At 63.6% G+C, this 26085-nt stretch carries 20 protein-coding genes and 1 riboswitch; of the genes, 6 read left to right on the forward strand and 14 right to left on the reverse strand.

From position 1 onward, the window contains the following. Positions 1 to 129: 129 nt before the first annotated feature. Together DYZ14_RS18880 and DYZ14_RS18885 are read right to left on the reverse strand one after the other, a co-directional pair. Positions 130 to 894: a crotonase/enoyl-CoA hydratase family protein gene (locus DYZ14_RS18880; RefSeq protein WP_154722121.1), complete on the reverse strand. Its 765-nt coding sequence runs from the start codon at positions 892 to 894 to the stop codon at positions 130 to 132. Positions 895 to 1080: 186 nt separating this feature from the next. Beyond that, complete coding sequence (locus DYZ14_RS18885; protein ID WP_154722122.1) at positions 1081 to 2859, reverse strand: acyl-CoA dehydrogenase; 1779 nt, start codon at positions 2857 to 2859, stop codon at positions 1081 to 1083. Positions 2860 to 3234: 375 nt separating this feature from the next. Here DYZ14_RS18885 and DYZ14_RS18890 point away from each other — a divergent pair, with 375 nt between their 5' ends. Then, the gene (locus DYZ14_RS18890) at positions 3235 to 5160 is read left to right on the forward strand and encodes a PhoX family protein (protein WP_154722123.1); all 1926 of its coding nucleotides are present in this window, start codon (positions 3235 to 3237) and stop codon (positions 5158 to 5160) included. Between the two features lie 96 nt (positions 5161 to 5256). Here DYZ14_RS18890 and DYZ14_RS18895 read toward each other — a convergent pair whose 3' ends face one another. The 4 genes from DYZ14_RS18895 to DYZ14_RS18910 form a co-directional block, all read right to left on the reverse strand. Beyond that, a complete protein-coding gene (locus DYZ14_RS18895; RefSeq protein WP_154722124.1) occupies positions 5257 to 5670 on the reverse strand; it encodes a BA14K family protein in 414 nt (137 codons plus the stop codon). Positions 5671 to 5946: 276 nt separating this feature from the next. Next, positions 5947 to 6237 carry a hypothetical protein gene (locus DYZ14_RS18900; protein ID WP_154722125.1) on the reverse strand — a complete coding sequence of 97 codons (291 nt, stop codon included), beginning with the start codon at positions 6235 to 6237 and terminating at the stop codon, positions 5947 to 5949. Positions 6238 to 6336: 99 nt separating this feature from the next. After that, a complete protein-coding gene (locus DYZ14_RS18905; RefSeq protein ID WP_154722126.1) occupies positions 6337 to 7422 on the reverse strand; it encodes a hybrid-cluster NAD(P)-dependent oxidoreductase in 1086 nt (361 codons plus the stop codon). 1 nt (position 7423) lies between these two features. Then, positions 7424 to 8668 carry an aromatic ring-hydroxylating oxygenase subunit alpha gene (locus DYZ14_RS18910; RefSeq protein WP_154722127.1) on the reverse strand — a complete coding sequence of 415 codons (1245 nt, stop codon included), beginning with the start codon at positions 8666 to 8668 and terminating at the stop codon, positions 7424 to 7426. Positions 8669 to 8783: 115 nt separating this feature from the next. Next, a riboswitch (cobalamin riboswitch) is annotated at positions 8784 to 8988 on the reverse strand. 300 nt (positions 8989 to 9288) lie between these two features. On the opposite strand from DYZ14_RS18910, the gene DYZ14_RS18915 reads away from it, so the two are divergent. After that, positions 9289 to 9894, forward strand: coding sequence for a DUF6656 family protein (locus tag DYZ14_RS18915; protein WP_154722128.1), 606 nt, complete (start codon positions 9289 to 9291; stop codon positions 9892 to 9894). Positions 9895 to 9916: 22 nt separating this feature from the next. Here the strand turns inward: DYZ14_RS18915 and DYZ14_RS18920 are convergent, their stop codons facing one another. Then, positions 9917 to 10984 carry a GGDEF domain-containing protein gene (locus DYZ14_RS18920; protein ID WP_154722129.1) on the reverse strand — a complete coding sequence of 356 codons (1068 nt, stop codon included), beginning with the start codon at positions 10982 to 10984 and terminating at the stop codon, positions 9917 to 9919. A gap of 233 nt (positions 10985 to 11217) precedes the next feature. Here DYZ14_RS18920 and DYZ14_RS18925 point away from each other — a divergent pair, with 233 nt between their 5' ends. The 3 genes from DYZ14_RS18925 to DYZ14_RS18935 are packed head-to-tail and all read left to right on the forward strand — an operon-like array spanning position 11218 to position 14034. Beyond that, positions 11218 to 12198, forward strand: coding sequence for an L-threonylcarbamoyladenylate synthase (locus DYZ14_RS18925; RefSeq protein ID WP_154722130.1), 981 nt, complete (start codon positions 11218 to 11220; stop codon positions 12196 to 12198). 16 nt (positions 12199 to 12214) lie between these two features. After that, positions 12215 to 13642 (forward strand): FAD-binding oxidoreductase, encoded by a 1428-nt coding sequence (locus tag DYZ14_RS18930; RefSeq protein ID WP_445292558.1) that lies wholly within the window; start codon positions 12215 to 12217, stop codon positions 13640 to 13642. Further along, positions 13639 to 14034: a winged helix-turn-helix domain-containing protein gene (locus DYZ14_RS18935; protein WP_154722132.1), complete on the forward strand. Its 396-nt coding sequence runs from the start codon at positions 13639 to 13641 to the stop codon at positions 14032 to 14034. The genes DYZ14_RS18930 and DYZ14_RS18935 overlap by 4 nt, the downstream gene beginning before the upstream one ends. A gap of 15 nt (positions 14035 to 14049) precedes the next feature. On the opposite strand, the gene modC is transcribed toward DYZ14_RS18935, so the two are convergent. The 5 genes from modC to DYZ14_RS18960 all read right to left on the reverse strand — a co-directional run bounded on the left by modC (position 14050) and on the right by DYZ14_RS18960 (position 21661). After that, positions 14050 to 15135 (reverse strand): molybdenum ABC transporter ATP-binding protein, encoded by a 1086-nt coding sequence (modC, locus tag DYZ14_RS18940; RefSeq protein ID WP_154722133.1) that lies wholly within the window; start codon positions 15133 to 15135, stop codon positions 14050 to 14052. Continuing rightward, complete coding sequence (gene modB, locus DYZ14_RS18945; protein WP_154722134.1) at positions 15132 to 15824, reverse strand: molybdate ABC transporter permease subunit; 693 nt, start codon at positions 15822 to 15824, stop codon at positions 15132 to 15134. The genes modC and modB overlap by 4 nt, the downstream gene beginning before the upstream one ends. A gap of 12 nt (positions 15825 to 15836) precedes the next feature. Then, positions 15837 to 16640: a molybdate ABC transporter substrate-binding protein gene (modA, locus tag DYZ14_RS18950; RefSeq protein ID WP_154722135.1), complete on the reverse strand. Its 804-nt coding sequence runs from the start codon at positions 16638 to 16640 to the stop codon at positions 15837 to 15839. 93 nt (positions 16641 to 16733) lie between these two features. Continuing rightward, entirely contained in the window at positions 16734 to 18935 is a 2202-nt protein-coding gene (locus tag DYZ14_RS18955; protein ID WP_154722136.1) for a DUF1217 domain-containing protein, read from the reverse strand. Between the two features lie 107 nt (positions 18936 to 19042). Next, positions 19043 to 21661, reverse strand: coding sequence for a DUF1217 domain-containing protein (locus tag DYZ14_RS18960; RefSeq protein ID WP_154722137.1), 2619 nt, complete (start codon positions 21659 to 21661; stop codon positions 19043 to 19045). 271 nt (positions 21662 to 21932) lie between these two features. On the opposite strand from DYZ14_RS18960, the gene DYZ14_RS18965 reads away from it, so the two are divergent. After that, on the forward strand, positions 21933 to 22499 hold the full coding sequence (locus tag DYZ14_RS18965) for a DUF6101 family protein (RefSeq protein WP_115672242.1): 567 nt from the start codon (positions 21933 to 21935) through the stop codon (positions 22497 to 22499). 107 nt (positions 22500 to 22606) lie between these two features. Here DYZ14_RS18965 and ubiA read toward each other — a convergent pair whose 3' ends face one another. Both ubiA and DYZ14_RS18975 read right to left on the reverse strand, forming a co-directional pair. Then, the gene (ubiA, locus tag DYZ14_RS18970; protein ID WP_154722138.1) at positions 22607 to 23560 is read right to left on the reverse strand and encodes a 4-hydroxybenzoate octaprenyltransferase; all 954 of its coding nucleotides are present in this window, start codon (positions 23558 to 23560) and stop codon (positions 22607 to 22609) included. A 69-nt stretch (positions 23561 to 23629) separates the two neighbouring features. Next, positions 23630 to 25948, reverse strand: a complete 2319-nt coding sequence (locus DYZ14_RS18975) for a Tex family protein (RefSeq protein WP_154722139.1) — start codon at positions 25946 to 25948, stop codon at positions 23630 to 23632. Between the last annotated feature and the right edge of the window lie 137 nt (positions 25949 to 26085).

Here is a 26085-nt window from a genome sequence, read left to right on the forward strand (position 1 = left end):
TTTGGGAAAGACGACAAGGGCCATCATGGCGCGAAAGCGGTCCACGGACCGCCATCCCGTTATATGCAGCCAGACTTAAAAGCCTGTTAATTCGGAGGGGTACCGGTCACACGGCCCCGCCGCCTGCGGTCAGCCGCGCCCCTTCGACATGAAGGTCTCAAAGGCGGTGCGCGCCTCGGCGCTCTTCAGCCGCTCGACGAAGTACTTCAGCTCCTCGTCCATGCGGGCCGCCAGTTCGCCGCGATCACCACGGATCAGGTCGCGGGCGATGCGCATGGCTTCCGGCGGTTTTGCGGCGAGCGAGGCGGCAAGCTTCAGCGTCTCGGCCTCGACCTCGGCCGGGGCGACAACCTTCCAGATCAGACCGGCTTCCCTCGCCTGCTCGGCGGAGAAGCCTTCGCTGGCGGCCAGCATGGCAAAGGCGCGCTGATGGCCCATCATCTTCGGTGCGAGCAGGCTGGAGCCGGCTTCGGGAACCAGGGCAAGGTCGACGAAGGGCGTCTTGAACAGGCTGCGGTCGGAGGCGATCGTCAGGTCGCAATGCATCTGGATCGTCGTGCCGATGCCGATGGCGAGGCCGTCGACGCCGGAGACGACGGGTTTCGACACGCTCCACAGCGCCTTCAGGAAACCGAAGGCGGCAGGCTCTCCGACGGCGCCGGCCATGGCGAAGGCGAGGAAATCCGCCATGTCGTTGCCGGCCGAGAAACAGCCCTCGGTGCCGAGAAAGGCGACGGCGCGGATGCTCGCGTCATCCTCCGCCTCGAGCAGACCTTCGGTCATGCGGGCATACATGGCTTGCGTGATGGCGTTCTTCTTGTCCGGGCGGTTGAAGCGGATCACCAGCACGCCGGGATGGGCTTGCGGCCGTTCGATCAGGATATGGTCGGTCATGGGCATGTTCCCAGTTGGTGTCGCACTCCCGATGAGGGAGGCCGGTTCAAACGAATTCCCCCTCTGGCCTGCCGGCCATCTCCCCCACAAGGGGGGGAGAAAATCCGGGGCGAGCTTTCCGCACCCCTCAAACGGCAGCGGCACGTTAAGCCCCTCCCCCTTGTGGGGAGGGGTTGGGGAGGGGTCTCAAGCGAAAAGCACACGCGCCGCCGTCAGGCTCGCTTCACCGTTGATGACGCGATCCTTGAGCGCCGCGGTCTCGGCGATCAGGTTCTCGGCGGAAAAGCGGCAGAGCGCGATGCGGTTGTCGCGGCCGTGGTCCTCGTCGGCGAGCGCGCCCTTGGCGAGATAGGTACCGGTCAGCGCCAGGCCAAACAGGCGCTGGTAAGGGGTAGCGCCGGCAAGGGCTGCGGCGGCATTGCCTTCAGCGAGGCGGGCGAGCAGCCATTCCGTGGTGTCCTCGAGGTCGACGAGGCTCGCATCGAGGCGGTCGGCGGTGGTGCCGAAGCCTTCGAGGTTAGAGCCGCGCACGGCCTTGGCGATCTCCTTCAGCTCGGCGATGAAGCCGCGCACCTGCGCGCCGTCCGACAGGGGAAGCTTGCGGGTGACGAGGTCGGCGGCCTGGATGCCGTTGGTGCCTTCATAGATCGGGGCGATGCGGGCGTCGCGCAGGTAGCGGGCGGCACCGGTCTCCTCGATGAAACCCATGCCGCCATGCACCTGGATGCCCATCGAGGCTACGTCGACGCCGGCATCGGTGGCGAAGGACTTGGCAATCGGGGTCAGCAGCGCGCCGCGCTCGGCCCACTTCTTCGCGTCCGCGCCGTCCGTGTGGTGCGACATGTCGATGGCGTGGGCGCAGGAATAGCAGATGGCGCGCGAGCCTTGCGTCAGCGCCTTCATGGTGATCAGCGTGCGGGCGACATCCGGATGCTCGATGATCGGGCTCATGCCGGCACCGGTCCAGCCCGGCGCCTTGCCCTGGGTCCGTTCCCTGGCGTATCCGACCGCCTTCTGGGTGGCGGCTTCGCAGATCGCCACGCCCTGCATGCCGACCGCGAGGCGGGCATTGTTCATCATCGTGAACATGCAGGCGAGGCCCTTGTTCTCCTCGCCGATGAGGTAGCCGATGGCGCCCGGCTCGTCACCGAACTTGCCGTCGCCGTAGATCATCGTGCAGGTCGGCGAGCCGTGGATGCCGAGCTTGTGCTCGAGCGAATGGCAATGCAGGTCGTTGCGGGGACCGAGCGAGCCGTCGTCGTTCACCAGGAACTTGGGCACGAGGAAGAGCGAAATGCCGCGCGTGCCGGCCGGTGCGTCGGGCAGACGGGCGAGAACCAGGTGGACGATGTTCTCGGTGATCTCGTGCTCGCCCCAGGTGATGAAGATCTTCTGGCCGAAGATGCGGTAGCTGCCGTCGTCACGGCGATCGGCGCGCGACTTCATCACGCCGAGGTCGGAGCCGGCATGCGGCTCGGTCAGGTTCATCGAGGCGGTCCATTCGCCCGACACCATCTTGTGCAGGAACTTTTCCTTGAGCGCGGCGCTGCCGTGCGTGGCCAGGGCTTCCGAGGCACCCATGGTCAGCGTCGGGCCGAGCGCGAAGGCCATGGAGCCGGAATTCCACATTTCCAGCGCCGCGACGTTGAGCATGTGGGGAAGTCCCTGCCCGCCGAATTCTTCCGGCGCGACGAGCGCATTCCAGCCGCCTTCGGCCCAATGGCGATAGAGCTCGGCCCAGCCGTCCGGCACGAGAACCTTGCCGTCGACCATGCGGGCGCCCTGCTTGTCGCCGATCTCGGCGAGCGGTGCCACTTCGTCGGAGGCAAAACGGCCGGCTTCGTGAAGGATGGCATCGACCAGGTCGTCGCTCAGATCGCCGAGCCGGCCCTTTTCGAGCGCTTCGGCCATTCCGGCGACATGCTTGAGGGTGAACGCGATTTCATCGACCGGCGCCTTGTACATGGGCATGCTCCTCCTGCTTGCGACTGGCGGTTTGCCGCTCGGCCGGCTTGGCGGCGGCGGCGAAAACGTATCGATTTGGCTAATTGATTTTTACGTAAACGTCAAACCGTTTTGCGGTCCGCGGGCATTCGGATCGCGAGCGCGAGACTACCGCATCGGCGACGCCTGGAACAGGGTCCACGAGTGCGGCTTCGCCCAAAGTCGGCATTGCCTGCCGTGGCATCCAAGACCGCCCGGCCAATTGCCAAGCTCTCCGGGACGCCTTCGCCAACCCGACAGATGTTGAACAATGGCGCTTCCGTCACAGCACTGTAACGGATTGCCGCTAACCGCAGTTGGGAATGCCTTTCCCCCGACCAAACGAGGAGCACAACCATGACCGACATCGACAAGAGCAACCTGTCCTGGGACGAATGGGACGAACTGCAAAACCCGCCGCCGGCGCAGACCGATTTCGACCGGGTTGTCGAGACCGCCCTTTCGCGCCGCGGTTTTCTCGGTGGCGTCCTGGCGCTTGGCTCCGCCGCAGCGGCCATGGGCACGCTCGGCACCGCCGCCAACCTGATGTCCTCGACTTCGGCCCAGGCCCAGGAAGCCGCCGGTTCCCGTTTCGCCTTCAAGCCGATCCCGGTTTCCACCGACAAGACAATACATGTTCCGGAAGGCTATAGCTGGAAGCCGCTCGCCAAGTGGGGCCAGCCGCTGTTTCCCGGCGTCCCTGACCTCGATCACGTCAATGGCGTGAGCCTCGAGCATTCCGACAAGGTGTTCGGCGAGAACACCGACGGCATGGAAATGTTCGTGATCGGCGGGCATCAGGTCATCGCCGTCAACCATGAATACGTCAACACGAAAGTCAACCTGCCCAAGAATGCAGACGGCACGCCGACCAGCGCGGACGACGTCAAGATCCTGCAGAACATGCAGGGCGTGACCGTGATGGAAGTGGCCGAGGGCGAAAACGGCTGGGAGATCGTGCTCGACAGCCCGTTCAATCGCCGCATCCACCACAACACGCCGATGAAGCTGTCCGGTCCGGCCGCCGGCTCGGACCTCGTCAAGACCGCCGCCGACCCGAACGGCACCGACTGTCTCGGGACGTTCAACAATTGCGGCGCCGGCCGCACCCCGTGGGGCACCTACCTCACCTGCGAAGAGAACTTCAACGGCTATTTCGGCACGCCCAATGCCGAGTTCCAGATGCCCGAAGACTACAAGCGCTACGGCATTGCCGCCGAGACACGATATGCCTACGAAAAATTCGATGAGCGCTTCGACGTGGCGAAGAACCCGAACGAACCGCGCCGCGCCGGCTATATCGTCGAGATCGATCCGTCGAACGCGTCCTCGGTCCCGGTCAAGCGCACCGCGCTCGGCCGCATCAAGCATGAAAACGCCGCTGTCGTCGTCGCGCGTGACGGGCGTGTGGTGGTCTACATGGGCGACGACGAGCGTGGCGAGTTCCTCTACAAATATGTCTCCAACGGCATCTACGTGCCGGGCGCCGACACCTCCAAGCTGCTCGACGAAGGCACGCTGTTCGTTGCCAAATTCGCCGAGGACGGCAGCGGCGAATGGGTCGCGCTGACGCCCGAGACGACCGGCATGAAGATGGACGAAATCTGCGTCTTCACCCGCCAGGCCGCCTCCAAGGTCGGCGCCACCACGATGGACCGCCCGGAATGGGTCGCCGTCAACCCGGTCGCCATCGAGGCCTATTGCTGCCTGACGAACAACAGCCGTCGCGGCGAGATCAAGGACGGCAAGATGCGCACCAATGCCGGTGGCGAGGAGATGACCGTCAACGCCGTCAATCCCCGCGAGAAGAATGGCTACGGCCAGATCGTGCGCTGGTATCCGGAAGTGGAAGACCATGCGAATGCCAAGTTCAAGTGGGACCTGTTCGCCATGGCCGGCAACCCGGCCGTCCACAAGGACAGCGCCTATGCCGGCTCCGCGAACATCAACGAAGGCAACATGTTCAACTCGCCGGACGGCATGATGTTCGACTCCACCGGTCTCGTCTGGATCCAGACCGACGGCGATGACAGCAATGAAGGCGACTTCCTCGGCCAGGGCAATAACCAGATGCTCGCCGGCGACCCGGTATCGGGCCGCATCGAACGCTTCCTCACCGGTCCGAACGGCGCGGAAGTCACCGGACTGACCTGGTCGGCCGACAAACGCACCATGTTCGTCGGCATCCAGCATCCGAAGGCGCCGTTCCCGGACGGCGAAGACAAGCTGCCGCGCTCGACGGTCGTGGCCGTCAAGCGCGACGACAATGCCATGATCGGCTAACGTCCCGCTTCGGCCACCTGCATTTTGCCAGGCGCCCGCAAAAGAAATGCCCGGTCACAGACCGGGCATTTTTCATTTCGTGATAGGCCGCGCCGATCAATAATACGGCGAGTAGCAACGCTGACGCGGGCCGTTATACGGCTGAAAGGTGTTGCTGTAGGAATCGTAGGACCGGTAACGGTTGGCGCACCACTGATAGTGCTTCGGATTGATGCCGGCGCGACGGGGTGCGGGCTGCGTAGCGATCGCGCCGCCGATGATGGCGCCGGTCGCAAAGGCGGCCAGCGGGAACCAGTAGCCGTTGTGATAGCGATAACCCGGGCGGTGATAGCGATAGCCGCGGTGGCCGTGATAATAGTAAGGGCGATGGTGGCGGACCGTGGTCACGTCCGATGGTCCCTTGACCACCGGAGCCGGCAGCGGCATGGCCGCCTGGGTCGGCACGAAGCTCGCCATGGCGAGTACGGAGGCCAGGGCAAGCGCGCCCCAACGCTTCATCATATTGGTCATTTCGATTCTCCATTCCTTGCGTTGATCGGGCAAGTCTTCTGCCGAAATGCGCTTCGCATTCTCATCGTCCTCACGGCCTTCGGCCGATCCGGGCATCATACGCGAAAGCCTGGAATGACAGTAGAAAAAACTGCCTGAACCGGGCATTAACGAAATCGGGGAGCGGTTGACGTCTCGATCGGTCGTCGCCCGCGCCGAAGCCTCGGCGGACAACGCTGAAGCCGCTTTTCGGTTCCACCGGCGGCTCACGAACGTGGTGCGCAGGCGCGGAGCGGGTCAGTTGCCTTGCGGCACGACAAGACGGCCGTTGCGGATGACCTCCCGCGGATACCAGCAGCCATTGTAAAGGACGTAACCGGTCTTGCGGGTTTGCGAACAGGGATAGCCCTGATAGGTGGCGCCGCGCGGGGCGGACTTGCGGTAAACGGGCTTGGGCTTCGTCGTCTCGTTGACCAGTTGGACGGCCGCGGCCGGTCGTGCGGACGCCGGTGCGGGGACGCCTGCCTGCACGTGCGCCGACAAAAAGGTCGCCACCAACAGAGATGTAATCGCCCAGCCGATCTTCATGACAATCTCCAAACGGGTTTCGAATGGTCAACGACGCGTTGGCCCACAATCGCCGGCGGATTTGTCAGCAAGATGGCAGCGCGCTGCCTCTGGTCGGTATCAGGCCTCGATCTCGACTTCGCCCCTCGGCCGCGAACAGCAGGCGAGGATGTATCCTTCATCGATTTCGTCGTCGAGAATGCCGCCATTGTGGTCCATTTCCACCTCGCCGGACAGCTTCATCACCTTGCAGGTGCCGCACAGGCCGGATTCGCAGGCCGCACCGATGCGCACGCCGGAAGCGCGCGCCGCCTGAAGAATGGTGTGGCCCGGCTCGCACAGACCTTCCTTGCCGGACATGGTAAAGATAACCTTGGTCGCCTGGGCCTCGCCGCCATGATCGGCGACGACGACCGGCGGCGGCGGCGCGACGGGCTGGAAGGCCTCCTCGTGATAGTTCGCCATGTCGAAGCCGGCACCGGCGAGCGATTCGCGCACCGTCGCCATGAACGGCGCCGGGCCGCAACAGAACACGGTCCGCTCAAGGAAGTCGGAGGCCAGAAGCGCGATCTTGGCCTTGTCGATCCGACCCTTGAGGCCAGACCAGAGCTGGCCGTGCGACAATTGCTCGATGATGAAGCCGAGGGTGAAGTTCGGCATTTCCCGCGCCTTGGCCTCAAGCTCCCAGCGGAAGATGATGTCGTCCGGCGAGCGGGCGCAATGCAGGAAGGCGATGTCCGAATCCGGCTGTCGGTCGGACAGATCGCGCGTCATCGACACCATCGGTGTGATGCCCGAGCCAGCCGAGACGAACAGGTACTTGGCACCCGGATGACGGGCATAGGAGAAGTCGCCGAGCGGGCCGATCGCCTTCAACTGCAGGCCGGGCTTCAGGTGATCGAACATCCAGCGGGTGCCGATCGAATCCTTCTGCGCCTTGACGGTGACGGCCACGGTATAAGGACGCGACGGGCTGGAGGAGAGCGTGTAGGTGCGCATCACCGGCTCCGGACCGACCGGCAGTTCGAGCGTGACGAACTGGCCGGGCAGATAGCGGAAGAAGTGGCCCGGGCGGTCGGGGCGGAAGGTAAAGGTCATCACGTCGGGTGCTTCAGGCGTGACGGCAACGCATTCGAGCCTGTGCTCCCGGTCGGACCAGGGGCGCATCTCATCGACATGGCGATAGCTGGGAAGAGCGATGTTCATCTCACGCCACCGCCGAAAGACGGGCCTTGTCGCCCTGCAGACGCTCGACCATGAAGTTTGCGTACCATTCGACGAACTGCATGACGCCGCCCTCGTGGTCGACCGAATAGGGACCCGGCTCATAGGCCGGCGAGCGGATGCCGAAGGCGTTTTCCTCGACGATCGAACGGTCCTGATCGTTGGTCATGTTCCACACATGGGTCAGTTCGTCGAGATTGTAGTCGACGCCTTCGACCGCATCTCTGTGGACCAGCCAGGTGGTGGTGACGGCCGTCTCCTCGGCCGAGATCGGCAGGACGCGGAAGGAGATCGCGTGGTCGCCGAGGATGTGGTTCCAGGTGGTCGGATAATGGAACAGCAGCATGGTGCCGATGTGCGAAACGCCGATATCGTCGGACAGCGGCCGGCGCACGGCGCGTTTTCCCGACATGGTGTAGCTCTCGGCGTCCTGGATCAGCGGCATGCGGGCGACGCGGAACTGGCCGGACGGGTCCATGGTAAACTCGGACGGCAGGCCGGCGGCCTCGCAACGTGCCCAGTGCTCGGCGATCACCGGATCGTCCTTGGCGCCCTGCACGCCGGTGGCAGACGGAGCTTCCGGATAGGTGCGGCAGAGTTCCGGGTGATTGCCGGCGCAGTGGTAGCACTCGCGGTTGTTTTCCCAGACAAGCTTCCAATTGCCCTTCTCGATGATGGTGTTGCGATGCGCGACCTTGGCCTCCGCCAGCCGGTGCGGCGCCAGGAAGGGCTCGATCGTTGCCCGCACGGGAGCGAAATCGGGGGCCTCGTTGGCGAGACAGATGAAGATATAGCCTGCGACGCTTTCGCAATGCACGGTCTTCAGGCCGAATTCGGACTTGTCGAAGGTCTCGCCCATCTGGCGGGCAAAGACCAGCGAGCCGTCGAGATCATAGGTCCACTGGTGATAGGGGCAGACCAGCTTGGCCGAAGCGCCCCGCTCCTGGGTGCAGACGCGGTGGCCGCGATGGCGGCAGGTGTTGTGGAAGGCGCGGATCACCTGATCCTTGCCACGCACGATGACGACCGGATAGTCGCCGATCTGGGCGGTGAAGTAATTGCCGGCGCGCGGGATCTCGCAGTCGTGGCCGACAAACAGCCAGTCGCGATACCAGATCGTCTCCATGTCGAGCCTAAAATAGTCCTGGTCGATGTAGAAGGGCTGCTCGAGGCTGAAGCCGTCCCGGCGATTCTTCAACTGCCGCAATACCTTGCTCTGCAAGTCCATGGTCGTCGTCCTCGTATCCGTTCTGCCGTGACGGAGGTCGAGACCATGCGCGGTCGCGATGCCTTGCGTGGCATCGGACAAAGCCGTCTCGGGTCGCCCGCCGCGACCGTCAAATCCCATTTCCTTCTCAAAGGCTGGTTTCCGGGCTCTGGAGATGATCCTTGCGGACCGCGTGCGGCACCTTCCCAGGAGATAAGTCCCAGTGGTCTTTGCCGTCACGCATTCTCCACCACCGTTGCGGGGGCAGCGCCGGGATTCGACCGGCTTCCCGATTTCCTGCCCTTCCCTAGTCGGACAGCACCTCGAGTTCGGGATCATTTAAACACAGCGGCCGGACTTCGCCGCATTGCGAAACGACACGCCGTCGAGCGTTTGCGACACGCGGATTTTCCTGTTGCGTAAGAGATCATCGGCTTTTCGACATGGATTCCATGGCCATAACGTCCGCATCACCGAAAGTGCGAAAGACCGATGGCGCAAATTGGCCAGCCGAAGGTGACTAACGCCCGACTGACGCGCCGCAAGCCTGGCGAAACCGAAGGCGGTCAGGATGCGGCAAAGTGTCGTTAATCTCGGTGCCGTATCATCGGCGCATCGGCCTTGAGGATCAGAGCCTTTCCATGCAGAAGCTGAGATATTTCGCCGCCCCGAGGGCCGCCGCAAAGCCCGGCTTGCCGGTCAAGGCGGTGCATACCGAATTCCTGCGCACCGGTCGCATTTCCCGAAACCGGGAAGACTGGATGCCGGAAGAAAAGCGCTACCTCACCTATGAGGAAGTGGCGGAGCGTACCGGGCGCAGGCTCGAGGCAGCGGGAGAGACCACCCATAGCCGGATCAACGGTTTTCACCGCTCGATCCAGTTCCCCAAGCTGATCTTCCACAAGACGCTCGAGAACAGCCCGCATCTCGGCTATTGCCATGTGACGGCGGCGAAAACCAACTTTGCCAAATATGCCGATGTCAAATGGGCTTTCTACATCGCCAATTTCTTTGCGGAAGTGGGCGGCTCCGAGCAGTTCTTCGAACACATCCGGCCGAATTACGCCCGCATGTATTTCGCCGTCGCGATCCATCCGGACAAGGAAACGCGGTCGATGGCGATCGACCGCTCGATCCGCGACAACGGCCTGCTGTTTCGCACCCACGACCCGAAGGAAGCGCTGAAGAACGTGCTGATGCTGGGCGCCCGCGACGCCGAACTGCGCAAGATCATCGCCAGGATTTGAGGCTTGTGCGCGCCTGAGGCTCTCAGAAGCCGCCGACCGGCTGTTTCTTGTAGATCAGCCAGTCCTTCGGGGCATAGTCGTTGGCACCGTAGATGGTGACCGTATTGCCGCCGGCGGCCTTGGAGGCGGCCAGCGCCTTTTCGGTGAAATTGGTGAAGTCGAAGGCGTTCGGCGCCTGTTCCGAGAAGCAGATGCCAAAGGACATCGGCACTTGGCCGAGCGCCCGGCCATTGCCGGAATTGACCACTGTGGTGTTGAGCTTGGAGCGAACCAGGTCGACGATGCGGCTCACTTCCTCCTGCTCCGACGTGTAGAGCAGGATGCCGAACCGTCCGCCGTCGAAGCGGCAGGCCAGGTCCTCGGTGCCGGCGACGGCTTCCACCACCTTGCCCACCTGCTTGACGAAGCGTTCGCAGACGGCCGGCCCCATGAGGTCGGACAGCCTGGAAAAATCGTCGATCTCGCCGATCACCATGCTGCACAGCACCGGCATTTCCGCATTGGCATAGACCTTGGCGAGCGCCTTGTTGAAGGCGCGGCGGCTGGCAAGACCGGTCAGCGGATCGATGAACTTCGTCGCCTCGGCGTCTTCCGCTTCGCGCTGCAGGTCGGCAAGGGCGGCGGTCTTGTCGACGACCGCACGGACCACGTTGCTGTTCTGGTTGGCGCGCTGCTCGGTCGCGACCTTCAGCGCCTTGATCGACTGGCCGAGTTCGACATGGTCGATGTCCTCGGTCATGATCGCCTTGGTGGCATGGCCGATGAGGCGGCCGTAATCGGTCAGCGAAACCTTTTCCTGGTTCAGCAGGCTGATGAAATTGCTCATCTCGGCGCGCACCTGGCCGTTCTGGCGGCTGAGAATGCCGTCCTCATGGTGATGCGGCAGATACTTGCGGCCAAGCGCATCGAGCGCATCCTGTGTCTTGTTCTTGCCGAGCCCGATGAATTCGCGCACCAGTTCCGGATTGCTGCCGGCATAGGCCTCGTAGACGAGTTCGTAATTTCTCGGCAGGCCCTCTATGCCCATCTGATGCATGGCGGTTGCGACACGCAGTGCGATGCTCGAAGCTGGGTTCTTGACTTGCTGCATGGTCCGGTTCCCGAAAGAGGCGTCAAAGGGCTCGATGAAGCGGACTATGGCGCAAGATTTCTTTCTTTCGGTTACGTCGATGGGTAAAGTTTTAGCGATCACGATATCCCTGTTTTTCGAGGGGCTGGCTTAGGCATTGCTGATGCACGCACAGGCCCGGCCAAATGAGGATTTGATCGATCCGGTGCTGTCGCGCTATGGACGGACAAACCGGAAGCAGGAAGGCTTGAGACATGGCGCGGATCATTCCCATCGACCCTGACCAAGGCGCGGCGATCGATGCGGCGGCCGCCGTTCTGGCCGAGGCCCGCCCGGTGGCGATCCCGACGGAAACGGTTTACGGCCTTGCCGCCGATGCGACCGATCCCGGCGCAATCACGAGCATCTACGAGACCAAGGGCCGGCCGCGCTTCAATCCGCTGATCTGCCACATGGCCGATCTCGCAATGGCCGAACGCCATGCGACCTTCGATCCTCTGTCGCGCAAGCTGGCCGAGCGTTTCTGGCCGGGGCCGCTAACGCTCGTCCTGCCGCTTAAGGCGGAAAGCACGATCCATCCCCTGGCGACCGCCGGCCTCGACACCGTCGGCATTCGCGTGCCCAAAGGCTTTGCCGGCGAGCTCATCCGCGCCTTCGGCCGGCCGCTGGCGGCGCCGAGCGCCAACTCCTCCGGCCGGATCAGCCCGACGACGGCGCAGCATGTGGAGGCCGATCTCGGCGAGCGCATCGAGCTTGTCATCGACGCAGGCCCCTGCCCGGTCGGCGTCGAATCCACCATCGTCAAGATCGAGGACGGCCGGATCCGGCTGCTCCGGCCGGGCGGCGTGCCGGTCGAGGCGATCGAGGAAGCCACCGGCCTTGCAGTCGAACGCCCCAACGCGACCGGCACGGCCGCGATCGAGGCGCCGGGCATGCTCGCCTCGCATTATGCACCGAATGCCCATGTCCGGCTCGATGCCGCAAGCGTCATGCCCGGCGAGGCGCTGATCCGCTTCGGCAACCGGCCGGTCGCGGGCATGGACCAGGCGGCGGCCGTTTTCGACCTCAGCCCCTCGCGCGATCTCGCCGAGGCGGCCGCCAATCTGTTCGGCTTTCTCAAGCGCGCCGACCAGACGGGTGCGAACGGCATAGCCGTGACGCCGGTTCCCGACCATGGGCTGGGCGAGGCGATCAACGACCGGCTGAAACGTGCCGCTGCTCCCAGAAACGCATAGGAGGTCGAAGGTGACCGTGAGCGACAACCTGCCCGAGACCTTGAAAGCCTTCGTATCAATCGTCGGCGAAGCCAATGCGCTGACAGCCGCCGCCGATATCGCGCCCTATCTGGTCGAGAGCCGGGGGCTTTATCACGGAACATCGCCGCTGGTGCTGAAGCCCGGCTCGACGCAGGAGGTCTCCGCCATCCTTTCGCTTGCCAGCAAAACCGGCACGCCGATCGTGCCGGCCGGCGGGCGCACCGGCCATGTCGGGGGTCATGTGCCGCGCGAAGATGCCTCGGACGTCGTGCTTTCGCTCGAACGGATGAACCGCATCCGCGAGATCGACACCGTGGCCGACGTGATCGTCGCCGATGGCGGCGTCATCCTCGCCGACATCCGCAAGGTGGCCGAGGAGAACGGCCGGCTGTTCCCGCTGTCGCTCGGTTCGGAGGGCTCGTGCCGCATCGGCGGCAATCTGTCGACCAATGCCGGCGGTACCGCCGTGCTCGCCTATGGCAATGCCCGCCAGCTCTGCCTCGGGCTGGAGGTGGTGCTGCCGACGGGCGAGATATGGCACGGTTTGCGCCGGCTGAAGAAGGACAATTCCGGCTACGACCTGCGCGACCTGTTCATCGGCGCGGAAGGCACGCTCGGGGTGATCACCGGTGCGGTGCTAAAACTCTATCCGCAGCCACGCGGGCGGCAGGTGGCCTTTGCCGGGCTCGACTCTCCTGACGAAGCCTTGGCGCTGTTCGAGCGGGCATCGCTATTGTGCGGCACCGCGCTGACCGGCTTCGAGCTGATGCCGCGCATCGGCATCGAGTTTACGACGAGGCACATTCCCGGCGTGCGCGATCCTCTCGCCTCAGCCCATCCGTGGTATGCGCTGATCGACATTTCGACCTCGGATTCGGCGGCGACCGCCGAGCGGATGATCGACACGCTGCTGGAGGAAGCTTTCGAGGCCGGCCTGGTGAAGGATGCGGCCATCGCCTCCTCGCTTGCCCAGCAGGAGGCCTTCTGGCGCTTGCGTGAAAGCATGTCGGAAGCGCAGAAGCCCGAAGGCGGGTCGATCAAGCATGACGTGTCGGTGCCGGTTTCGCGCGTGCCGCGCTTCCTCGCCGAGGCCGATGCAGCGGTTCTGGCCCTCATCCCGGAGGCCCGGGTCTTCGCCTTCGGCCATCTTGGCGACGGCAATATCCACTACAATATCAGCCAGCCGGTGGGCGCCGACAAGGCCGCCTTCATCGCCCGCTGGCGCGAGGTCAACGCCGTTGTGCATGCCATCGTGCATGCCCATGGCGGCTCGATTTCCGCCGAGCACGGGGTTGGCCAGTTGAAGCGCGACGAGCTGATCGCCAGCCGTCCGGCGATCGAGACCGAGCTGATGAACCGCATCAAGCAGGCCTTCGACCCGGCCGGCATCATGAACCCCGACAAGATGATCGGCACTCCATGAGCGACAAGGCGACACGGCTGACGCTGCGCATCGACCTCGCCAATGGCGTGCGGCTCGGCCCCGGCAAGGTAGGGCTGCTTTCCGGCATCGCCGCGCATGGATCGATCCGTGCGGCCGGTGCCGCCATGGGCATGTCCTATCGCCGCGCCTGGCTTCTGGCCGACGAAATCAACCGTATGTTCAAGGAGCCCTCCATCTTTACCCGGCACGGCGGAAAGAGCGGCGGCGGCGCCGGATTGACCCCGTTCGGCGAGGCTCTGCTCGCATGCTGCCGCCGGATGGAGGCCGAGGCCCGGCGGGCGCTTGCCAAGGACATCGTCTGGGTGGAGGCGATGATCGATCCCGGCTTTTCTCCTGTCGAAAAGAATTCGAAGGCCTCAGCCGAGGATTGATGTGCCTGGTAAGCGTCAAGCGGTGCGATAGATGCCCTCGGCGGCAATCGAGACTGCCTTGAACAACAGATGAACCGGCATCCCCTCGACCACTCCGAGACTGGTGGCGGACCTCCGGGTGATCTCGGCCAGCACGCGCTCCCCATTGCAATCGATCGCCACCATGACCGCGGAGCCCGCCTCGTTGATGGTCTCGACCCTGCCCTCCAGCCGGTTGAGCGTCGATATCCCCTCCGGCCGCACGGTTGCCAACATGACTTCGCTGGTCGGCACGAAGGCGCGGATATGCGCGCCGACCGGGATGTCGGTGGCGCGCAGGAACAGCGGACCGGCTCTGGATTCGGCGAATGTCAAACCCTCGTCCGGACTGTGCCCAGTGACGACGGCATGCAGGAAACTCCCGGCCTTCATGTCGCCGGTAGTCGTCGGAACGACGGCGAGCACCTCGTCGGGCCTGCCGATCGCAACAGTCCTGCCCGCATCCATGACCACCACCCGCGTCGCGAGGCGCGTCACCTCCTCGATGGAATGGCTGACATAGAGGATCGGGATGCCGGCCTCATCGCGCATGCGCTCAATGTCCGGCAGGATCGCCGTCTTGAGGTCATGGTCGAGGGCGGACAGCGGCTCGTCCATCAGAAGCAGGCGCGGCTTGGCCATCAGGGCACGCCCCAGGGCGACCCGCTGTTTTTCGCCTCCGGAGAGCAGCGCCGGACGGCGGTCGAGAAGCGGTCCGATGCGCAGCAGATCCACCACCCGGTCGAGGTCTTCACCCGGCTCGTGGCGCGGGGCGAAGCGTGCGCCGTAGCGCAGATTGCCGCGCACGGTGAGGTGCGGGAAGAGCCGCGCCTCCTGAAAGACATAGCCGATGCGGCGGCGATGCGGCGGCACGAAACGCCGGCTTTCGCCATTCACCCAGATCTCGCCGTTGAAGGCAATTCTGCCGCTGTCCGGTCGGATGAGCCCCGCCACCAGATTGACCAGCGTGGTCTTGCCCGACCCGGACGGCCCGAACAGCGCGGTAAGGCCGTCGCCAATGGAAAGACCAACCGTAAGATCGAACTTACCCTGCCTATGCCGGACATCGATTTCCAGCATCATGCGGCACCGATCCTTGCGGCCATGCGACGCGACAAGACTTCAGAGGCGATGACGGCGGCCAACGAGATGACGATGGAGATCAACGTCAGCCGCATGGCCGCGACATCGCCGCCCGGCACCTGGGTATAGGTATAGATGGCGGAGGCAAGCGTCTGGGTTTCTCCGGGAATGTTGGAGACGAAGGTGATCGTCGCGCCAAACTCGCCCATGGCCTTGGCGAAGGCGAGCACGGCGCCGGCGGCGATACCGGGCAGGATCAGCGGCAGGGTCACCGTGGCGAAGACCCAGGCCGGGGCTGCGCCCAGCGTCGAGGCGGCCGTTTCCAGCCTTCGATCGACCGCATCGAGAGACAGACGGATCGAGCGGACGAGCAGCGGAAAGCCCATGACCGCGGCAGCAAGCGCCGCGCCGGTCCAGCGGAAGGAGAAGACGAGGCCGAACCACTCGTCGAGGAAGGCGCCAACGGCACCGCGCCGGCCGAAGGTCAGCAGCAGAAGATAGCCGGTCACCACCGGCGGCATGATCAGCGGCAGGTGGACGAGGCCGTTGAGAAGGCTCTTGCCCCAAAAATCGCGCCGGGACAAAGCCCAGGCGACCGCAATGCCGAAGGGCAGCGAGAAGGCCACGGCGACCGCCGCGACCTTGAGGCTGAGCAGCATGGCGGTCAGTTCTTCCGGGGTCAGCGCCACGCCAGAGCGATCCTAGTTGGTCTTCGCGAGCACGGTGAAGCCGGCGGCCGTGAAGATGGCATGGGCCTTTGCTCCCTGCAGATAGGCGAGGAAGGCGGCGGCATCTTCGGCATTCCTGGCCTCTTTCAGAACGGCAGCGGGATAGACGATGGCAGGATGGCTCGATTCGGGAAACCGGTCCACGACCCTGACGCCGGTATCGGCTTTGGCATCCGTCTCGTAGACGATGCCGAGCGGCGCCTCGGCGCGCGAGACGAGAAGGAGCGCGGCGCGCACGTTCTCCGCCTGGGCCACATGGTCCTTGACGCTGTCCCAGACTCCCAGCGCTTGCAACGCCGCCTTGCCATAGGTGCCGGCCGGAACGGCATCGGTATTGGCCATGGCGAGATGGCCGCCGGCCAGAAGATCAGCCAGCGGGAAGCCCTCCGCGATCGTCGCCGTGGTGGCGGCATCCTTCGGTGCGACGAGGACCAGGCGATTGCCGAGCAGGTCGACGCGGCTCTCGCCCGCGACAAGGCCGGCCTTGTCGAGATAGTCCATCCATTTCAGGTCGGCGGAAATGAAAAGATCGGCCGGGGCGCCCTGCTCGATCTGCTTGGCAAGCGCCGAACTGCCCGCAAACGACAGCGTCGTGTCCCTCCCCGTCTCGGCCTTCCAAGCCTCGGAGACCTCGCCCAGCACCTCCTTCAGGCTGGCGGCGGCGAAAACGGTGACCCCGTCTTCGGCATGGGCGGCCGTTACCGTCGGGGCGAGAATCGCGGCGGCGACAATGGCAGCCTTTGCCAGGTCGCAAAGCGAGCGGAATGAAGCGAGCATCAAAACCTCCCAAAGGCTATCGATATATCCCATTGGATATATCGATAGCCGAAACGGGAGACTCCGGCAAGGGGCGCGGTTCCAGGCTTCTCGTCAGCTCTTGAGGGTGGCGATGGACAGCAGCAGATCGGCGCTGATGCCACCGGTGCCGCCGGTCAGAACGGTGAGCGCCGAGGAGGAATAGTCGGCGTTTTCCGTGTCGTACATGGCGGTGAAGCGTTGCAGGAACTTCTTCATCTTTTCCGGATCCTGCATCTCGGACAGGTCGAGGTTCTTCTCGACCTGCGCCGCCTGCATGTCGATGTCCATGTTGGAGAAATCCTCGGTGAAGCCGAAGGCGACCCGGAAGGTTTCGAGCAGGGCGTCGTCGCCGAGCAGGTCGTAGGCGTCGGTGAGCGTCGGGGCGACCCGCTCGAAATAGAGCGCCAGGCGCACGCCGGCATTGCTGTTGCCCTGGTCCTCCTCCAGCACCTGATGCAGATAGAGGTTCTGCGCCTCGAGAACCGCGCCGCGCTGCTGGACCGTGCCGACGCTGTCGCGCGTCAGAAGGCCGTCTGTGTCGAAGTTGAAGGATGCGAGGAGTTCCGCCCAGGCCTCGTCCTCCTGCTGGTTGACGAAGCTCTTCTCATCCGAAAGATCCGACTGGAAGACCTGCTTGAGGAAGTCGTCGGTCACCTCGTCCGGGTCAAAGCCCTTGGCGATCAGCACGACATCGACGAGCCGCCGGTCGGCCAGCAGTTCGGCCGCGCTGGTGATGCCGAGAATGGTCTCCTGGTAATACTCGGCTTCCGCCTCCGCCTCCTCCTGCGCCGTTTCCAGCTCGGCGTCCTCGAGATAGCGGACCTGGTTGACGATATAGGCCTTGGCGACGGTCGTGATGGTAATCTCGTTCTGCGCCAGGAGCGGCGCCTCGGCCTCGCCGGCGGCGTCGAAATTGAAGGCGCTGGCAAGGTTGATCAGGCGCTCGTCGCGGCTCTTGTTGGCATAGCTCTTCGGATCGGTGAGATCGCTGGTCAGCGCCTTCTTCAGCTCCGCATCGCTATACTCGCCCTCCTCGATGCCGAAGGCCTTGAACAGGATGGCGCGGATCGAACTGTCCTTGAGCAGGTCATCGACCGAAGTGATGTCGGCCATCGTGTCGGAATAATAGTCGAGGAGCGTCTGCAGGTCCTCAGCATCGGCGTCGTCATAGTGGTTTTCATAGGCCGATTGCGTGGTCGACAACTGCTCCTCGTCCTGGGCCGACATGCCGTCCTTGACATTGCCGTCCTCGTCGAAGTTGAACATCGCCGCGATGCTGGTCCAGGCGGAACCCCCATTGGTCGCCGCATAGTTGTCCTCGTCGTCGAGGTCGCTGGTGACGATGTTGTAGAATTCCGATTTCAACAGGTTTGAGTCGAGCTGGAACGCCGCCTTGACATATTCGAACAGCCGCTCGTCGCCGGTGATTTCATCGACCGTGGTGATGCTCGCGATCTTCGTTTCGTAATAGGCCTGCTCGCGCTCCAGCGTGTATTCCGAAGCATAGGTGGTATTGGCGGACACATAGGCCGAAATCGTCGCTTCCTTCTGCGCGTCGGTCTGGGCGCTGTCGCCCGCCAACGATCCGTCCGTGTTGAAGCTGAAGGCTTCGGCGAGCGCCAGGAAGGCGGCCGAATTGTAGTCGTTGTCGGATGCCTCGTCGGTGGCGACCAACTGGTTGAGATAGCTGTTCTCGTCGTCGAGATCGCTGGTCAGAACCTTGATGAGATGCTCGTCGGTGTAATAGGTGCGGTCGATACCATAAGCGTCGAGGATATAGCCGAACAGCCTGTTGGTGCCGACCAGTTCCTCGGCCGAAGTGATGTTGTCGATCACCGATTCATAGTAGGCGGTCTCTTCCTTGATGCTTGCCGTCTGGTCGATCTGGGCCTGGGCGTAGAGGTCGAAGACCGCCGTCTCCTGCGCGTCCGACTGGGCATCCTTGGTGGCAGTGGTGAACTGGAAAGCCGTGGCGAAGTTGCGATAGCGGTCGTCTGTCAGCTTGTTGGCGTAGCTGTCCTCGTCGGTCAGGTCGCTTTCCAGCACCTTCTTCATGAAGGCCGTGGCATAGGTCATGTCTTCCAGGCCATAGGCCTTCATGGCGTAGGAGTAGAGCTGGTAGTCGTCGAGGAACTCTTCGACCGAGGTCACCTTGCCGATATTTTCCTCGTAATAGGCGGCCTCGCGCGCCACTTGCGCGTCGGAAGCTGTGCGATCGAGACTGGCCTTCATATCGCGCACGACGAGGTCGTAGCTCAGGTAGGTCGAAACCATGACGGGCCCTCAGAAAATGAATTAAACTATAATTATTATCGTGCGGCGGGGACCTTGCCCGGACCTTGGCCAGGACAAGTGGCGGACGAGCGCCCGCGCGCTCATCCTCAACCTGCGCGCAGCTGCGAAATCGACATCAGCAGGTCGGCATTGATGCCGACATTGCCGCCGCCCATCAGGATCGACAGCGACGGCGACGAACCGCCGCCATTTTCCAGGTCGTACATGATGGTGAAGCGACGGACGAGCTTGGACAGCTTGTCCGTGTCGGCGAGATCGGAAAGCTCCAGGTTCTTCTCGACAATCCGCGCCTGCTGGTCGATATCCATGCTGGAGAGCTCCGCCGGCAGGCTGTAGGTGGTGCGGAAGAATTCGAGCAGGGCCGTATCGCCAAGAATGTCGTAGGCCGAGGTTATGGTTCCGGCCATGCGCTCGAAATAGAGCGCGAGGCGAACGCCCGGATTGTTGTTGCCTTCCTCCGTCTCGAGGGTCTGGCGCAGGAACAGGTTGAGCTCCTCGCGCACCTCGCCCGGCGTCTGGATGCCGCCGCTCGCGGTGCTGGCAACTTTGCCATGCTCATTGAAATTGAAGGATGCCAAAAGCTCGGCGAAGCGGCTGTCCTTCTGCTCGTGGACGAAGCTCTTCGGATCGCCGAGGTCGGAAGCGAAGACCTCCTTCATGAAATCGTCGGTCACCAGCGAGGGATCGATCCTCTTGGCGACCAGAGCGACGTCGACGAGCCGGCGGTCCCCGAGAAACTCGTCGAGTGTCTTCAGGCTGGCGATCTTGTCCTGATAATACTCGGCCTCGGTCTCAGCTTCCTTCTTCAGCCTCTCCTTCTGATCCTCTTCGGCGAAACGGGTCTTCTGGACGATATAGTTCTTGGCGTATTTCTTGATCGTGCCCTCGTCCTGGGCCATGGCCGGCCAGCTGAGATCACCCTTTTCGTCGAAATTGAAGAGCTGGGCGAACCGAACGTAGCGATCATCCTTCAGCGAATTGGCAAAACTCCTCGGATCGTCCAGGTCGCTCATCAGGACCTTCTTCATCGTCCGCTTGGAAATCTCGTCCGGGTCGAGGCCGACGGCCTGCATGGCGAATTCATAGACGGCCTTGGTGCCGACCAGTTCATCGACCGTGCGAATGCTGCCGCTGTCGGTGTTGAAGGCGGCCAGCGCGTTCTTGTAAGCCTTGATCGCCCGTTCGTCAGCCGCTTCATGGGTATCGTCATAGCCGGAAAAATAGCGGCTCGACGTTTGGGACAACTGCTGCGGGGTCTGGGCCGGATCACCGGAGGCAAGCGTGCCGTCCGCCTGGAAGTTGAAGGCCCGCGCCAGTGCGACGAAGTTGTCGTAGTTCTTGTTCAGCTTGTACTGCTGATTGAGGTAGCTGGCCGGATCGTCCGGATCGCTGGTGATGACGAATTCCAGCGTCGAGGAAACGACCGCGGCGCTGGTCAGCCCGAACGCCGTCTTGATGTAGGACACCAAGCGACTGTCGGCGAGAAGCTCGTCGACCGTGGCAATGCCAGCGATCTTGGACTTGTAGTATTCGTCGTTGAGCAAGGCGCCGGTCCTCGTCAGGCGGTCCTGGCCGAAAATATAGAGATTGGTCGTCGCCTGCTTGTTTGCAGCCGTCTGGGCGGAGCCGGCGGCGACCGTGCCGTCACTGGCGAAACCGAAGGCGTTGGCGAGCTGTTCATAGGCGGAGAAGCCGGCGACGATGTTCTGAAGCCGCTTGTTGTCCTCCTTGAGCTTGTTGACCAGCGTCGTCGTCTCAGCCCCGACGGGCGGCAGAATTGCATTGTAGTCGTTGATGATCGTCTGTTGCGCCGAAAGCAGCGGCGGCACTTCGCTGACGTCGGTCACGCCGACGGCGGTGTACATCGCCTGCAACTGGGCCTGGAGCGTCGCGATCTGCGCATCGAGCGCGGGCACATCGGCGGCCGGCTCTAGTTTCTGCAGTTCCAGATCGTCGATCTGCCCCTGAATCACCGGCTGCTGGTCGATGACGCTCTGCATGGTCGCCGCCATGGTCATGGCGGAAGCGCGGCCGTTGACGGCAGTCAGGATGGTGTTGTTGTCGGTAATCTGGGTGGAGGCGGCGTTGGCCTGGGGAAGAATGACCGTATTGTAGTAGCTGGCCGGATCGCTGACATCGCTGGAGAGCGCGCCGCGGACCAGATCGTAGTTGTAGGTCTTCCGGTCTATGCCATAGGCCGTCAGCACATAATCGCGCAGCCGGTCGTCATGCAGGAAGACATCCACATTGGTGGTGCGATCGACCATGATCTCATAGTATCGCGTGTCCTCGGCAAGTTGCTCGTCCCTGTTGATGATCGTGGCATTGTAGAGACCGATCATCTCGTCCGTCTGCGTCTCGGTCTGCGGGATCTTCGTTGCCGAGGAAAAGGAGAAGGCGGCGGCGAAATTGCGGTAGCGGTCGTCGGTCAGCTTGTTGGCATAGCTGTTGTCGTCCGTCAGGTCGCTTTCCAGCACCTTGCGCATGAAGGCCTTGGCATAGGTCATGTCTTCGAGACCGTGCGCCTTCATCGCGAAGGAATAGAGCCGGTAGTCGTCAAGGAATTCGTCGACCGAAGTCACGTTGCCGATATTCGCTTCATAGTAGGCCGATTCGCGCGTGACCTGGCGGTCGGCCGCGGTCCGATTGAGGCTGGACTTGATGTCGCGCACGACGAGATCATAGCTCAGATAGGTCGAAACCATGGAGACAACTCTCTTGAGAACGGAATATCGCAATTTTCGCAGAAGCTACCAGACGAGGCTTGTCCCGGCCTGTCATGCGCCGCCTGCGTTCACGTTTTACAAACCGTGCCACATTCGAAAACGCTAACCATTTGAGCCGGCAAAGTTTTTTTAACCGCGATTTTTAAGCTGTCTCTCAGGGAGGAGCGCTACCTTCCAGCCATAGAGGACGAAAAGTCCCAATCAGACGAACGCATGAAGCGCTCTCGGGTAAAACAAGGGTAGCATGAAGATGACGAACACGGTTATGAAGCCCGCATGGGCAGGCGCGACGCTGCGACTGGATCCGACCCGGTTTCCGCAACAGGTGACCTACGCAGCGCGGGGTGCTTCCGGCGATGTGACGATAACCATCGACGAACGTGGTGCCGTGCTGCGCAAGATCCTGGCCTCGAGCGGCCTGCCCCTTTCATTCGCCTTGCCGGCGCGCGCCTTCAAGGGTGTGGCCGCACGGGCGATCGACCATGGAGACGGGGAAGTGACCGTAACGCTGGAACTGCATCACGAGGATCCGGAGCTCTGCATCCCGCTTCTGGTCGCACACGACCTTTGCGACATCGCCGCCGACTGGCGCGGCTGGTCTGATGCCTTCCGCATTCCCATGCTGATGGTCGAGGCCGATGGCGTCGCCCGCCCGCTCGAAGAACATCTCGGCGAAGTGCGGGCCCGCGAGGCCCAGCCGCGCCGCCGCCATTCCTATTTCGCCGAACGCCGCCCGCGCTTCCTGGTGCGCCGCACGACCGGCAAGCTCGGCGTGTCGATGAAGATCTCCGGCAAGGAAATCATCGCCCGCAATTGAGACGGTCCGGCTCCCGTCCGAGCCCACACGTTAATTTCAGCTGATCGACGAACGGCCCGGATGCTCATCCGGGCCGTTTCGCATGTTCCACTTCGAAACAGAAAGGATCAGGCGAAAGGCAGCGCCGCCAGAAGGCCGAGGAACAGGATTGCGCCGACCTTGTTGTTGAACTTGAACAGCGCCAGGCACTGGGCCGGATCGTCGATGTCGAGCACGCGGATCTGGTAGGCGAACATGCCAGCGGCGATCGCCAGGCCGACATAGGCAAGGAAGCCGACCCCGGCCAGGGCAAAGGCGACGAACAGCAGGAAGAGCGTCAGGCCGTAGAGGCCGATCAGCCAGGACCGCGTGTTTTCGCCGAACAGGCGGGCGGTGGAGCGCACGCCGACCAGGGCGTCATCCTCCTTGTCCTGATGGGCGTAGATCGTGTCGTAACCGATCGTCCAGGCGATCGCCGCCCCATAAAGAAACAGACTGGAAAGCGACAGCCAGCCGGCCAGCGCCGCCCAGCCCATCAGCGCGCCCCAGGAAAAGGCAAGCCCGAGGAAGAATTGCGGCCAGTCGGTGAAGCGCTTGGCGAAGGGGTAGATGGCGACGATCAGCAGCGAGGTGATGCCCAGCACGATGGCGAAGCGGTTGAAACAGAGCAGAACCACCAGCCCGACCAGCGCCTGCGCCACGAGGAAAAGCTTGGCCTGGCGCCGCGTCACGCGCCCGGATGGGAGCGGGCGCGAGCGCGTGCGGGCCACCGCCATGTCGATCTCCTCGTCGACCAGATCGTTATAGGTGCAGCCGGCACCGCGCATGGCGACCGAGCCGGCGAAGAACAGGAAGAGATGGAACAGGAACAGCGGGACGCTGAGCTGCCCCCGCTCCGCCAGTACATTGGCGGCCAGAGCCGAGGACCAGAAACACGGCCACATCAGCAACTGCCAGCCGATCGGCCGGTCCCAGCGAGCCAGTTGCGCATAGGGCCAGGCGGCGGGCGGCAGGACCCGGTAGACCCAGTTGTCGGATGGCGCGTCGGCAACGCGCCCGTTCTGATCGGCGGCGGTGTTCATGGGCGAATTGATAGAGCAAAGACGGCCCCAAGGGAACCGGCGGATTGGCTCTGCCGGCACCTCGAACCGCTACTTCTTGCGCATCGCCTCGGCGAGCGCCGCGCCCAGGCCACCGAGCGCCGGGGCCTCCGGCTTTGCCGAAGGCTTGGTACTCGCGTGACGCATGGCGTTTGCCGATCCGCGTGCATCGCGCATCGACGGCTGGGGCGCCTCGCCGCCATCCTTGCGCATGGTCAGCGCGATGCGCTTGCGCTTGACGTCGACCTCGACGACGCGAACCTTCACCACGTCGCCGGCCTTGACCACCTCATGCGGGTCCTTGACGAAGCGATCGGCGAGCTGGGAGACGTGCACGAGGCCGTCCTGATGGACGCCGATATCGACAAAGGCGCCGAAGGCGGCGACGTTTGTCACCGTACCCTCGAGCAGCATGCCGGGCTTCAGGTCGGTGATCTCGTCCACGCCGTCGGCGAAGGTGGCGGTCTTGAAGCTCGGGCGCGGGTCGCGACCGGGCTTTTCCAGTTCGGCGATGATGTCCCTGACGGTCGGCAGGCCGAACTGCTCGTCGATGAACTTCTTCGGATCGAGGCCCTTCAGGGTGACGCTGTCGCCCATCAGGGTCCGCAGGTCGCGGCCGCAGGCGGCGACGATCTTCTTCGCCACGCCATAGGCTTCCGGGTGAACGGACGAAGCGTCGAGCGGCTCCTTGCCGTTCGGAATGCGCAGGAAGCCGGCGCACTGCTCGAAGGTGCGGGCGCCAAGCCGCGGAACCTTCAAGAGATCCTTGCGGCTCTGGAAGGGGCCGGTCTCGTCGCGATGGGTGACGATGGCTTCGGCGATCGAGCTGCCGAGGCCGGAGACGCGGGCGAGAAGCGGGACCGAAGCCGTGTTGAGATCGACGCCGACGGCGTTCACCGCATCTTCGACCACGGCATCGAGCGAGCGGCCGAGCCGGCCCTGGTCGACATCGTGCTGGTACTGGCCCACTCCGATCGACTTCGGCTCGATCTTGACGAGTTCGGCCAGCGGATCCTGCAGGCGGCGGGCGATCGAGACGGCGCCGCGCAGCGACACGTCGAGGCCGGGAAACTCCTTGGCGGCGGTCTCCGAGGCCGAATAGACCGAGGCGCCGGCTTCCGAGACGATGACCTTGGTCGGCTTCGGAGCCGTTGCCGGGAACTGGGCGAGCATGTCGGCGACCAGCCGTTCGGTCTCGCGGCTGCCCGTTCCGTTGCCGATCGAGATCAGCTCGACCTTGTGCTTGCGGATCAGCGAGGCAAGCTCGGCCTGGGTGCCGCGAATGTCGTTCTTCGGCGGGAAAGGATAGACGGTCGTCGTCTCGAGCACTTTGCCGGTGCCGTCGACGACGGCGACCTTGACGCCGGTACGGATGCCCGGATCGAGCCCCATGGTCGGACGCGAGCCGGCGGGAGCCGCCAGCAGCAGGTCTTTCAGATTGCGGGCGAAGACGTGGATCGCCTCTTCTTCCGCCCGTTCGCGTAGGTCGCGCATCAGGTCGAGCGACAGGGAAACGGAAAGCTTCACACGCCAGGTCCAGCCGGCGACTTCCATCAGCCACTGGTCGGCCGGTCCCTTTCCGGCGATGTCGTAGGCAGCCGCGATGGTCCGCTGGGCCGGCTTGATCGGCGACGGATCGTCCTTGTCGACCTCGATCGACAAGGTGAGCATCTCCTCGTTCCAGCCGCGCAACATGGCCAGCGCCCGGTGGCCGGGGACGGTCGCCCAGCGTTCGGAATGGGCGAAATAGTCGGCGAATTTCTCGCCGGCCTGCTCCTTGCCGTCGACCACCTTGGAATAGAGGATGGCGCGGTCCTTCATGTCGTTGCGCAGGCGGCCGATCAGGTCGGCGTTTTCCGAGATCGCTTCCGCCACGATGTCGCGGGCGCCTTCGAGCGCTGCCTTCACGTCCGGCACCTCGGCGGTGATATAGGCCTCGGCCAGTTTTTGCGGATCGGCGGCGCGGTTGCCCCAGATCGCATCGGCGAGCGGCTGCAGCCCCTTCTCTCGGGCGATCTCGGCGCGGGTGCGGCGCTTGGGCTTGAACGGCAGGTAGATGTCTTCCAGCTCGGCCTTGGTGGCGACCTTGAAGATCTTGCCCATCAGCTCGTCGGTCATCTTGCCCTGCGAAGTGATCGATTCGACGATCGCCTTGCGGCGGGCACCGAGTTCACGAAGATAGGTCAGCCGTTCGGCGAGATTGCGCAGCTGCGTGTCGTCGAGGCCGCCGGTCACTTCCTTGCGGTAGCGGGCGATGAAGGGCACGGTCGCACCGCCGTCGAGCAGCTCCACGGCAGCGATCACCTGCTCGGGGCGGGCATTGACCTCGGAGGCGATGATCGCGGCGATGGATTTGCTGTCGTCGGCCATAGGTATTCTCCAGATTTGCGAGCGGCGACCATAGCCGCGAACGCGACGAAGGCAAGGAATCGCGTCTGCGCTCCACAGGAATGCAAAGCTTCCGGGTTTTTTCTTGACCTTTTGCGCCCCTGCCCTTAACCGCGCAG

The organism is Ciceribacter sp. T2.26MG-112.2 (assembly GCF_900492205.1).
Lineage (GTDB): Bacteria > Pseudomonadota > Alphaproteobacteria > Rhizobiales > Rhizobiaceae > Allorhizobium > Allorhizobium naphthalenivorans_A.